We start from the raw sequence: 12223 nt of genomic DNA, 5'->3' as shown, positions 1-12223 counted from the left end.
TTTGATACGATTTGCTTTTTTTGGATCTAACTATCGGTCATTATGAAGCCAAGTACAGAAGCAAAGCTCAGCAACGATAACGCAGATGGCCCCGCTACACGTGAACGGGTGCTGCTCGAAGCTGCGCGGCTGTTCAGGCATCATGGCTATGCGGCAACTACTTTGCGCGAGGTTGCGGATGCTGCCGGCGTCAAAGCCGGCAGCATCTACTATCACTTCGAATCGAAAGAGCAGATCCTGGGCGAGGTACTGGACAAAGGTATCACCATCGTCGCCGATGCCGTGCGCACCCGTGTTGCGGCTCTTCCCGAAAGTGCACCCTGGCGAGACCGAATCGCCGCTGGCATTGAAGGCCATCTCTGGGGAATGCTGCATTATGGCGACTTTACGTCAGCCAACATCCGCATCTACGGCCAAATCCCGATCAGCGCAAAAAATCGCCACCGGGTCGTGCGGCGGGCTTACGCAGACTATTGGGATCGGCTGTTCGAATCAGCGCTCGCCAGCGGCGAGTTGCGCCAGGACACCAGCACGGCCATGATTCGGCTTTTCGTGATTGGGGCATTGAACTGGACCGTTGAATGGTACAACCCCCAACGCGGCTCTTTTCAGGACTTCTCACGGCAAATCACAGCGATCGTGTTCGATGGAATCCTCATGCATGACAAAGCATAGCCGCAATGCATTGCCGGCAACTTCAATAGGCCGGGCAGAGAGACGGACAACCATGGTCCCCATGTCGCCTACGTGGCTCAGTGGCACGCCAACCGACTGCATCTTGGAAATCGCAAATTGAACAACACACCGAAGGATCAAAAAATGACTGTCAAGGAAGGGTGGCGCGGCCGGTTCTATGAAGACTTCGAGGTCGGCGACGAGTATCGGCATGCCCTCGGCCGCACCCTGACCCAGAACGACAACATCTGGTTCACGTTGCTGACGCAAAACACGGCTCCGCTGCACTTCGATGCCCACTACGCCGCGCAGACGGAGTTCGGCCGTCCGCTCATCAATTCCTGCCTCACGCTGGCCCTCGTGACGGGGCAGACGGTGAGCGATGTCTCGCAAAACGTCATGGCCAACCTGGGGTGGGACGAAGTTCGACTTCCGCATCCAGTGTTTGAAGGCGACACGATTTACTCCCGCACCACGGTACTGGATAGGCGCGAGTCGCGGTCGCGAACCAATGTCGGCGTCGTCACGGTGCGCACCGAAGGCTATAACCAGAGCGGCGTGATTGTCTGCACCTTCAAACGCACGGTGATGGTCTACAAACGTGACGGCGCACCGCGCACCGCACCGCCGCTGCCGGTCGACAGCCGACCCTGACCTCCCCTTTTTATTTCGTCAACTTCGGCCCCAGGATCGCCAACTTTTTGACTCTCTCCGCATGAAGCCCACCTCCCTGCTCGAACAATACGGCCCGCGCGAGGCGATGGAATACGACGTGGTAGTGGTGGGTGCCGGCCCCGGCGGTTTGGCCACAGCCATCCGCCTCAAGCAGCTCGCTGCAGCAAAGGGCGCGGACGTCTCCGTGGTGCTGCTGGAGAAAGGCTCCGCGCCCGGTGCTCACATCCTCTCCGGCGCGGTCATGGACCCCATCGCGCTGAACGAACTCTTCCCCAACTGGAAGGAGCTGGGCGCACCGCTGAACCAACCCGTCACCGGTGACGACGTGCTTTTCCTGAGCGAAACCGGCTCCAGGCGCACGCCCAACTTCCTGGTGCCCGACTGCTTCCACAACGAGGGCAATTACGTCATCAGCCTGGGCGCCCTGACCCAGTGGCTGGGCGAGCAGGCGGAAGCCCTGGGCGTGGAAATCTTCCCCGGCTTCACAGCCGCCGAGGTGCTGTACAACGACAACGGTTCGGAGATCGGGAATTTACCTTCCGTAAAGGGTGTCGCCACCGGCAACCTTGGCATTGGCAAGGACGGCCTGCCGCACGACGGCTTCCAGCTCGGCATGGAGTTGCATGCCAAATACACTATCTTTGCCGAAGGCGCGCGCGGCCATCTGGGCAAACAGCTCATCACGAAATACAAGCTCGACGAAGGCCGCGATCCACAAAGCCATGCCATCGGCATCAAGGAACTGTGGGAGATCGACCCGGCCCGCGCCCAACCTGGTCGGGTGGTGCACACGGCCGGCTGGCCGATGGACAGCCAGACCTACGGCGGCGGTTTTCTCTACCACTTGGAAGGCAACAAGGTCACGCTGGGCTTCGTCACCGGGCTCGACTACAAGAACCCATGGCTCAGCCCCTTTGAGGAAATGCAGCGCTGGAAGGCCCACCCCGCCATTCGCGCCCACATCGAAGGTGGCAAGCGCATCGGCTACGGCGCGCGCGCCATCACCGCCGGTGGCCTGCTCAGCCTGCCCAAGACCGTGTTCCCGGGCGGCGCGCTGGTCGGCTGTGATGCCGGCTACCTGAACGCCGCACGCATCAAAGGCAGCCACGCCGCCATCAAGAGCGGCATGCTGGCCGCCGAAGCCGCGTTTGAAGCCCTGGCCGCCGGACGCAGCGGCGACGAACTCAGCGCCTACCCCGCTGCGTTCAAAAACAGCTGGCTGCACACCGAACTCGACCAGTCGCGCAACTTCAAACAGTGGTTCAAGAAGGGCAGCCTCGTCGGAGCCCTGATGACCGGCATTGAACAGTGGCTGCTGCCCAGGCTTGGCATCAAGCGTCCGCCCTGGACGATCCACCGCACCCAGGCCGACCACGCCAGCCTGCGCCCGGCCGCCGAGATGCCGCAGATCAGCTACCCCAAGCCCGACGGCAAGCTCACCTTCGACCGGCTCTCCAGCGTGTTCGTCAGCAACACCAACCACGAAGAAAACCAGCCCGCGCACCTGACGCTCAAGGACGCCAGCGTGCCGGTGCAGATCAATCTGGCGAAATACGCCGGCCCCGAGAGCCGTTACTGCCCGGCCGGCGTTTACGAATTCGTAAAGAACGACGACGGCTCGGACCGGCTGCAGATCAACGCGCAGAACTGCGTGCACTGCAAGACCTGCGACATCAAGGATCCGACTCAGAACATCGTCTGGTTCACGCCCGAAGGCGGCGGCGGGCCGAACTACGCGGGAATGTAGCCGAGAGTGATTCAAATCTAAAGTGCAATACCCTGGGTTTCAATGAACGAGGGTGGGTGTTGCGTGCTATTGAGCAGGAGGTCCCGATAGACTGCCAGAGGGGGATCGTGCGCCCTACCCCTTCCAGGGCGGGTTGTTGATCTGATCGGCAATCGCATCGAGCTGCTCCTGGCTGTACCCTGAGAGGTCCGAGCCCTTGGGCTGGTACTGGCGCACCAGCTCGTTGGAGTTCTCGTTAGAGCCTCGCTGCCAAGGGCTGTGGGGGTAACAGAAGTACACCGCAATGTCCGTGCGTCGGCTCAGTTCCCTGTACATCGCCTTCTCCCGGCACTGGTCGTACGTCATGCTCTGGCACATAGGCTCGGCGAGCCTCAGCAGCTTGTCAGAGAAGGCCTGCAGGACATTGACCGCGCTGGCGGGCTTGAACCCGTGCAGCTTGATGAGCATGAGCAGCCCGACTGGTGCACTCCACCAGGGTGCCCACCGCGCTGGCGTTCGCAGCACCCTCGATCAGGTCACCCTCCCCGTGCCCGGGCAACTGCCGGTCTTCAATCTCGGGCGGACGCACATGGATGCTCACCATGTCCATCTATTGATCCGGCCCTTTGAAGTCGCGAGTCGTGGACGGACTGCCACAGGCAAACGATCCACGGAAGTTCAAGATTCATGGGGCCGGAGCAATAGTATCTGAGCTCTTCGGCCTTTTCCTTTGTTGCGAGGTAGTCGTTTGCGCTTGGGTGGGCTGCTTTGTATCTGCGGACCGTACTCGGGGGCAGTTGTTGCACTTCAGTCTTGAATCCGCCGAGGGTGAATCACCGGCATTCATGCTGTAGCGAGCCTGGCCAGAAGTTGCCGCCCGCACTTGCACCCGGACTTGATGGCACCTGCATAGGGATTTCCCGAGTTGACGTCAGCCTAACTACCGTTAGCTTACCATCATGCAAACAAGGCATGGCGCCTACCGAACGGTAAGGCACATGGCAGGCACGCTGCCCAACACGGCCAACACGGGACAACCTTTGAGAAAATTAACTGCCCCCTCGACCGGCACCCTGGCAACCAGAGACCATGGTCGCGCCCATGCACCCGGCCCATCCGAGCCGAAGGTCTGCACAACTGCGGCTGCCATCCTGGCGCACCCCTCCACTACGCTCGACCAGCAAACCCGTTCAATGGTTAAGTCGCCGCAGCACAGCGCAAGTAGCGGCCTGTCATGCTGAATCTCACCAATGTCCAGATCGTTTACGACAACACCATCGAGGCGGTGCGAGAGGCCTCATTGGCCGTCGGCAAAGGTCGCATAGTCGCCCTGCTCGGTTCCAACGGGGCCGGGAAATCTACCACGCTCAAAGGCATTTCGGGCGTTCTGTATCCGGAAGACGGTGAGATCAAGGGTGGCCAGATCACGTTTGAAAACCGCCAGCTGACCGGCCTGGCGCCGGACGAAATCGTGCGCGCCGGCGTGGTCATGGTGCCCGAGGGGCGCCGCCTGTTCGACCAGTTGACGGTCGAGGAAAACCTCGTGATGGGCGGCTACACACGCAGTTTGACCGACGCCAGACGCCAGATGGAGATGGTGTATGGGCTGTTCCCGCGTCTGGTGCAAAAACGCAGCACGGTGTCGGGCTACCTGTCGGGCGGCGAACAGCAGATGGTGGCTATCGGCCGCGCGCTGATGTCGTCCCCGAAACTGCTGATGCTCGACGAGCCCACGCTCGGTCTGGCGCCACAGATCAGCGAAGAGATTTTCGACATCATCACCCGCCTGTGCCGCCAGGAAGGCATGGGCATTCTCCTGGTGGAGCAGAACGCACAGATGGCGCTGGCCATTGCCGACTATGGCTACATCATGGAAAACGGCCGCGTGGTGCTCGACGGTGAGGCCGACAAGATGCTGCGCAACGACGACGTGCGAGAGTTCTACCTAGGCTTCGGCGAAGGTGGATCGCGCAAGAACATGCGCGACGTGAAGCATTACAAGCGGCGCAAACGCTGGCTGTCCTGAGAAAAAACATGAACGACACATTGTTAAGGGTCGAAACCCTGTCCAAGCGCTTCGGCGGCGTCGAAGCCGTTGCCGGTGTCAGTTTTCACGTTCGGCGCGGTGAAATCTATTCCCTGATCGGCCCCAACGGGGCCGGCAAGACGACCACCTTCAACATGATCAGCGGCGTCGTCAAGCCCAGCAGCGGCACCGTGCATTTCGATGGCAGCGACATCACCGGCATGCCGGCACACCGCCTGGCCGCCATCGGCATCGGTCGGACCTTCCAGAACCTGGCGGTGTTCAAACATGCCAGCGTGGTGGACAACCTGCTGGTCGGCCGCCACTGCCACATGGCCACCAACGTGCTGGATGCCTCGTGGTTCTTCGGACGGGCGCGGCGCGAGGAGCTCGAACACCGTCGCAAGGTGGAAGAGATCATCGATTTTCTCGAAATCGAGGAAATTCGCGACATGCCGGTGGGCACCCTGTCCTATGGCCTGCAAAAGCGGGTCGAGTTGGGGCGCGCACTGGCCACCGAGCCCAAGTTGCTGCTGCTGGACGAAATGGTGTCGGGCATGAACAGCGAGGAGACCGAAGACATTGCCCGCTTCGTGCTGGACATCCGCGACGAACTCGGCATTTCGGTCCTCATGGTCGAGCATGACATGGGCATCGTGATGGACATCTCCGACCGCGTCTGCGTGCTCAACTTCGGCCGCAAGATCGGCGAGGGCACGCCGGTCGAGATATCGGCCAACCCGGCCGTGATCGACGCCTACCTGGGCAGCAAAACCAAGGAGGCCGCGTGATCGACAACCTGGACGCGTTGCTGCGCGACGGTAACACCACATTCCCCAAGCTGCTCCAGCACTGGGCACAGCGCTTTCCGGATGCGCTCGCGTTTCGCGAGAAAGATTACGGCATCTGGAACCGGATGACCTGGCAGCACTATTTCGAAACGGCGCGCCGCTTCGCCCTCGGTCTCAAGTCTCTGGGCTTCGACAAGGGCAACCGGCTGGCGATTGCCAGCGAGGACAGTCCGCAGTGGATGTTCACCGACCTGGCCACGCAAGCCATCGGCGGTGTCGTGGTGGGCATCTACCCCACCAACCCGTGGCCGGAACTGCAGTACATCGTGCACCACTCGAACAGCAAGTTCGTGGTCTGCGGCGATCAGGAACAGGTCGACAAGGTGCTCGACGCCATGGCCAAGCACGACACCGGCCTGCCCGACCTGGTGAAGATCATCTGCGTCGACATGAAGGGGATGCGCAGCTACAAACACGACAAGCTGATGTCGTTCGAGGACGTGCTTGAGCTAGGAGACCAATACGCCGCGGCATCGCCTCAGCACGCGGGAACCTTTGATCGCGCCATCGAGGACACCCAACCCGACGACACCTGCATGCTGGTCTACACCTCGGGCACCACCGGGCCGCCCAAGGGCGCGATGCTGTCGCACCGCAACTTGATCGTCACCGTTGACAAGCTCAAAACCCATTTCAAGCTCGACCGGCACAACTACGAAGTGGTCTGCTACCTGCCGTTGTGCCACGTAGCCGAGCGTGCCTTCTCGACGGTCATGCACCTGCTCACCGGTGGCGTGGTCAATTACGCCGAATCGATCGACACGGTAGCCGTCAATCTGCGCGAGATCGCACCCACGGTGTTTTTGGGCGTGCCGCGCATCTGGGAGAAGCTGCAGCAAGGCATTTTGATCCGCATGCAGGACGCCTCGCGCTTTCAGCGCTGGGCTTTCCAGCGCTGCTTCGATGCCGGGCGCCGTCTGTTCGAAAAGGTCGAGGCGCAAGGGGGCCAGCGCAGTCTGTCGGATCGCCTGCACTTCTTCGTTCTGTGGTTGCTGATGTTTCGCAATCTGCAGAAATTCGTCGGCCTGGACCGCATGCAGTGCGGCTTCTGTGGCGGCGCCAGCGTCTCGCCCGAGGTACTGAAGTTCTTCCGCATCCTCGGCATTCCGGTGTACCAGGTCTACGGCATGACCGAGTCCGGCGGGGTGATCTTCTTCCAGCATGAAAAAGCGATCAAACTGGGCGCCACCGGCCTGCCCATCGACGGCCTGAACTGGAAGATCGCGGAGGACGGCGAGCTCGTCGTCAAGCACCCCGCCGTGTTCAAGGGCTACATCCACGACGAAGGCGCCACCGCCAAGACCGTGGTGGACGGCTGGCTGCACACGGGCGACATCGTGGCGCTGGCTGACAACGGCGAGCTGATGATCGTTGACCGCAAGAAGGCCATCATCATCACCAGCGGCGGCAAGAACATCGCGCCCTCGGAGATCGAAAACGCGCTCAAGGACAGCCTGTATGTGCGCGAGGCGATCATCCTGGGCGACGGACGCCACTATTTGGCGGCGCTGATCCAGGTCGACTACGAAACGGTCGGCAAGTGGGCACAAGAACGCAAACTGGCCTACACCACCTACAAGAGCCTGGCCGCGCTGCCCGAGGTGCGCGAACTGATCGACGAGGACGTCAAGCGTGTGAACAAGCTGTTTGCCCGGGTCGAGAACATCCGCAAGTTCCTGATCCTGGAAAAAGAACTCGACCACGACGACGGCGAACTCACCGCCACCCAGAAGGTGCGCCGCAACGTCATCGAAAAAACCTTCGCGAAAGAGATCGCGATCATCTACGGCGCAGGAGCGGGCTGATGGACTATTTTCTGCAACTGGTCATTTCCGGCATCGCCGTGGGCCTGCTCTACGGCTTCATCGGCATGGGCTTTGCGATGATTTACCGCGCCACCGGCGTGGTGAACTTCGCCCAGGGCGAGCTGATGATGCTGGTGTCCTACATCGCCTTCACCCTGGCCGGCACCTTCCAATTTGGCTTCTGGCTCATGCTGGCAGCAACTGTCGCGGCCTCGGTGCTGATTGGCCTGCTGATCGAGGTCTTGCTGATCCGTCCGATGCTTGGTCAGCCGGTGTTTTCCACGGTGATGGTGACCATTGGCCTGGCCGTGATCCTACGCTCGGTGGTGGTGCTGATCTGGGGCGCAGACCCCATGCCGCTCAATGCCGGCCTGCCAACGGAGGTCATCAAGATCGGCCCGGCCGGCCTGTACCCGGCGCAGCTGTATTCCGTTGGGCTGATGGCGGCCGTACTGCTCGGCCTGTGGACCTTCTTTCGCTATTCGCGGGTCGGTATCGCCATGCGTGCCACCGCCAACGTGCAAACTGCAGCCCTGCTGATGGGCATCAATGTCAAGCGCATTTTCGCCTTGTCCTGGGCCCTGTCGGCGGGGCTCGCCGCCATTGCGGGCGTGTTGATCGGCGTGGTCTACGACGTCAATCCCGGCATGTGGACGACAGGTCTGCGCAGCTTTCCCGCGGTCATCTTGGGCGGGCTGGACTCGGTGTTCGGCGCCGCACTCGGCGGCATCCTGATCGGGGTGGTCGAGAATCTGTCGGAAGGCTATATCGGCCGCGGCATGAAGGAGATCGCCGGTTTTGTTTTGATCCTCGTCGTCCTTATGGTCAGACCCTATGGCCTGTTCGGCAAACCTGAAATCGAGCGTGTCTGATGCGAAGCGGAAACTTCAAACAAAACTATCGTCAGCTGCTGGCACTGACCGACTCGGTTCCTGTCATCGTCTGGTCGTGTCTGCTGGTGGCGCTGCTGGCGGCCGCGCCACTGCTGCTGGCCAAGTACTATGTCTCCGTCATTCTGCTGCTGCTGATCACAGCGGTGGGGGTGTTGGGCCTGAACCTGCTGACCGGGACCACCGGGCTGATCTCGCTCGGGCACTCGGGGTTTCTGGCGGTCGGCGCCTACACGGCCGGCATCGTGGCCAGCAAACTTGGTTGGCCAATGCTGGCGTCCATCTTCGCCGGTGGCGTGAGCGCGGCCATCGCCGGGATCATCGTGGGCATACCCTCGCTGCGTCTCAAAGGGCTGTACCTGGCCATCACGACGATGGCATTTGCCGTGATCATCAACCACCTGATCCTCAACGGTGGCGACCTGACCGGAGGCTCGGAAGGCTTGACGGTGCCGCAACCCTCGCTGTTCGGTCAGGCGCTGGGGGCAGAACGTGGCTACTACTACGTGGTGCTGTGCTTTGTGGTGGTGTTCACCTTCATCACCCTGAACATCCTGCGCAGCCGCATTGGCCGGGCGTTCCTGGCGATTCGGGAGCACGACATCGCAGCCAAGGCCATGGGCGTCAACCTGGTGCGCTACAAGTTGCTGGCGTTCATGGTCAGCGCCTTCTACACCGGCATCGCCGGAGGCTTGCTGGCCTACTACACACGTTACCTGAATGTCGACAGCTTCAGCCTGCTGATATCGATCGAGGTGCTCTCCATGCTCATCGTCGGCGGCCTGGGTTCTGTAGCCGGCGCCTTGCTCGGAACGGCTTTCATCGTCCTGCTCAACGAAAGCCTGGGCTTCGTGTTCGGCATGATCGGCGCCAGCTTCGGCGGGTCGGGCTCCACTGCCGCCTATGAGATCAAAGGCGTCATTTATGGACTCGCGATTGTGTTGTTCCTGCGTTTTGAGCCCGATGGCCTGATGGGGCGATGGCGCGACATCAAGCATTACTGGACCCATTGGCCCTTCCGATTCTGACCCCGCAACACACGCGCTGCTTATTCCATAGGAGACCTGCGATGCGAACACTACAGAAGCTGACCCAGCGCTTTTGCCTCGGCGCCCTCGCCGCACTGACCTTCGACAGCGCACTGGCGGCAGATCCCGGGGTCACGAACGAGAAACTCGTGCTTGGCGCGGTCATTCCGCTGAGCGGCCCGCCCAGCATCATTGGCAAGGCCATTGCCACGACCCTGAAAGTTTGGGAGCAGGACGTCAATTCGCGCGGCGGCATCGGCGGACGCAAAATCGACATTCGCATCGAGGACGACGGCTATGTGCCGCAGCGCACCGTTCAGGGTCTCAAAAAACTGATCGATGTCGAACAGATCTTTGCATTGATCGGCACCTCCGGCTCGTCGCAGTTGCTGGCCATGCTGCCCATCATCGACGAGCAGAAAATTCCCGCCATCAACCATATCGCCGTCAACAGCGCCCACTTCAACCCACCGCACAAGACGCTGTTCAATATCGGGGCAACTTACTGCCAGGAGGTCTCTGCCAGCATGAAGCATCTGGTCACATCCCAGAAGCTGCAGGGATCGAAGTTCGGCCTGATCTTCCAGGAAGACGATTACGGCACCGACGTCAAATGCGGCTACGAACAGGCCCTGAAAGAGCTCGGCTTGAAAAGCAGCATCGAAGTTGCCTACAAACGCGGGGCGAAGGATTTTTCCGCCGAGGTGTTGAGCGTGCAGCGCGCCGGCGCCACCTTCGTGCTGACCGGCGGCATCATCACCGAAACCGCCGCCATGCTCAAAGAGATCGCGAAGAACCAGATGCAAGCCGTGCGCCTGGCCGCTCACCCTTCGCATCTGCCTGCGGTACTGGCCCTGGCCGGCCCGGCAGCAGACGGCGTGTACGTCGCCGAGTATGTGCCTCCAGTGACCGACACACAAACACAGGGCATTGGCAAACTCACCGCACTGACCTACAAATATTTCTCAGCCAATGAGGTCAAGGACATGAACCGGTATTCATTGACCGCCTATGTGGGTGTCCAGTTGCTCGAATCAGCGCTCAACGCCTGTGCCAAAAACCTCACGCGTGCCTGCGTGGTTGAAAAGCTCGAGCAGACCAACAATTTCACCAGCGACGGCATCATGGCCCCCTTGACCTTCGGGCCCAATATTCGACAGTCGGGGACCCGCCCCATTTTGCTCAAGGCGAATGCCAGCGCCGGGAAATTCGAGCGAGCCTCTGAATTTCTGAGTTCCAAGTAATCAAGACGACGTGCCACCAGCCCCTCCCCCATTACTCAACCAGGAGTGCCTTTTCATGACACGCAAATACTTTCGATATGCCGCCGCCAGTCTGCTCAGCATGGTTATCAGCCTGACGGCCACGACCGCCGCTGCTGCCGACCCCGGCGTGACCGACGCCAAAATCGTCCTCGGCTCGGTGACGCCCGTCAGCGGCCCCCCTAGCCTGCTGGGCAAGGCCCACATGCTTGCCTTGCGGGTATGGGAGCAGGATGTCAACGCCCGCGGTGGCATCAACGGCCGCAAGGTGGAAATTCGCCAGGAAGATGACGGCTATGTGCCTCAGCGTGCTGTGCAAGGCGTCAAGCGACTGGTCGACGTGGAAGGCATCTTCGGCCTCATCGGCACCTCGGGCTCAGCGATGCTGCAAGCCATGCTGCCCTACATCAACGAGCAAGGCTTGCCAACCATCAACGCGATGGCCGTGGCAGCAGCGCACTTCACTCCACCGAACAAAACGGTATTTGTGATCGGGCCAACCTATTGTCAGGAGTTGAGCTCCGCCATGAAAAACATGGTCGCTAGCAAGAAGTTGCAAAAGGAGAAGTTTGCGCTGGTCTATCAGGATGACGAGTTTGGCAGCGACGTGCGTTGCGGCTACCAGAAGGCGATCAAGGATCTGGGGCTTAACAGCGTGTCCGAGATCTCCTTCAAGCGTGGCACCAAGGACTTCTCGGCTGAGATGCTGAGTCTGAAGCAGGTGGGAGCGACCTTTCTCGCGTCGGGCGGCGTGGTAGCCGAGCATTCGATGCTGATGAAGGAAGCCGCTAAAAACCAGATGTCGCTGACCTTCCTTGCCGTGCACTCGGCCCACCTGACCCCTGTTCAGGCGCTCGCCGGTGCCGCGGGCGACGGCTACTTCGTCGCAGACTATGTCCCGCCTCTGACCGACCTGTCGGTGCCAGGCATGGCCAAGTTCATGGGGTTGGCACAGAAATATCTGTCAGCCGACGAGTTGAAGTCGCTCAACCGCTATTCGATCACAGCCTACGTCGGTGCGCTGCTGATGGAAGACGCGATCCGCCGCTGTGGCAAGGCGCTGACCCGCGCCTGTGTCGTCGAGAAGCTGGAGACAACCAAGAACTTCAACACCGATGGGCTGGCTTCTCCCATCAGTTTCGGCCCCAATGACCGGCACTCGCCGAGCAGCGTGCTCGTGTTGCGCTCGGACGCCAAAAACTCCCGCTTCGAGCGCGTGTCCGAACCCATCCCCGTGCTCGATTGACACCAGACGCCGTTCGTCACCCGCCGTACAACTGGTTCC

10 protein-coding genes and 1 pseudogene are annotated in these 12223 nt (G+C 60.9%); 10 read left to right on the top strand and 1 reads right to left on the bottom strand.

Annotated features, from left to right (window positions below; all coding sequences use genetic code 11):
- The first annotated feature begins 108 nt into the window (after positions 1-108).
- The 3 genes from AC07RV_RS31400 to AC07RV_RS31390 all read left to right on the top strand — a co-directional run bounded on the left by AC07RV_RS31400 (position 109) and on the right by AC07RV_RS31390 (position 3097).
- A complete protein-coding gene (locus AC07RV_RS31400; RefSeq protein ID WP_492714936.1) occupies positions 109-675 on the top strand; it encodes a TetR/AcrR family transcriptional regulator in 567 nt (188 codons plus the stop codon).
- 144 nt (positions 676-819) lie between these two features.
- Positions 820-1329, top strand: a complete 510-nt coding sequence (locus tag AC07RV_RS31395; protein ID WP_127806047.1) for a MaoC family dehydratase — start codon at positions 820-822, stop codon at positions 1327-1329.
- 61 nt (positions 1330-1390) lie between these two features.
- Positions 1391-3097: an electron transfer flavoprotein-ubiquinone oxidoreductase gene (locus tag AC07RV_RS31390; protein WP_204734796.1), complete on the top strand. Its 1707-nt coding sequence runs from the start codon at positions 1391-1393 to the stop codon at positions 3095-3097.
- Positions 3098-3217: 120 nt separating this feature from the next.
- Here AC07RV_RS31390 and AC07RV_RS31385 read toward each other — a convergent pair.
- A pseudogene (locus tag AC07RV_RS31385) lies at positions 3218-3683 on the bottom strand (IS30 family transposase); the annotation flags it as partial.
- Between the two features lie 627 nt (positions 3684-4310).
- Here AC07RV_RS31385 and AC07RV_RS31380 point away from each other — a divergent pair.
- The 7 genes from AC07RV_RS31380 to AC07RV_RS31350 are packed head-to-tail and all read left to right on the top strand — an operon-like array spanning position 4311 to position 12184.
- Complete coding sequence (locus AC07RV_RS31380; RefSeq protein ID WP_008905448.1) at positions 4311-5102, top strand: ABC transporter ATP-binding protein; 792 nt, start codon at positions 4311-4313, stop codon at positions 5100-5102.
- An 8-nt stretch (positions 5103-5110) separates the two neighbouring features.
- Positions 5111-5893: an ABC transporter ATP-binding protein gene (locus AC07RV_RS31375; protein WP_182118915.1), complete on the top strand. Its 783-nt coding sequence runs from the start codon at positions 5111-5113 to the stop codon at positions 5891-5893.
- Positions 5890-7758, top strand: a complete 1869-nt coding sequence (locus tag AC07RV_RS31370) for an AMP-dependent synthetase/ligase (protein WP_204734798.1) — start codon at positions 5890-5892, stop codon at positions 7756-7758. Before AC07RV_RS31375 ends, AC07RV_RS31370 begins: the two co-directional genes overlap by 4 nt.
- On the top strand, positions 7758-8630 hold the full coding sequence (locus AC07RV_RS31365; protein WP_182118913.1) for a branched-chain amino acid ABC transporter permease: 873 nt from the start codon (positions 7758-7760) through the stop codon (positions 8628-8630). The genes AC07RV_RS31370 and AC07RV_RS31365 overlap by 1 nt, the downstream gene beginning before the upstream one ends.
- Positions 8630-9676 carry a branched-chain amino acid ABC transporter permease gene (locus tag AC07RV_RS31360; protein ID WP_204734799.1) on the top strand — a complete coding sequence of 349 codons (1047 nt, stop codon included), beginning with the start codon at positions 8630-8632 and terminating at the stop codon, positions 9674-9676. Before AC07RV_RS31365 ends, AC07RV_RS31360 begins: the two co-directional genes overlap by 1 nt.
- 41 nt (positions 9677-9717) lie before the next feature.
- Positions 9718-10920: an ABC transporter substrate-binding protein gene (locus tag AC07RV_RS31355; RefSeq protein WP_204734800.1), complete on the top strand. Its 1203-nt coding sequence runs from the start codon at positions 9718-9720 to the stop codon at positions 10918-10920.
- A 55-nt stretch (positions 10921-10975) separates the two neighbouring features.
- On the top strand, positions 10976-12184 hold the full coding sequence (locus AC07RV_RS31350; RefSeq protein ID WP_204734801.1) for an ABC transporter substrate-binding protein: 1209 nt from the start codon (positions 10976-10978) through the stop codon (positions 12182-12184).
- Positions 12185-12223 lie beyond the last annotated feature (39 nt).

Source organism: Variovorax sp. GW821-FHT09B01 (assembly GCF_059418345.1).
This window is presented reverse-complemented; position numbering and strand designations above follow the sequence as displayed.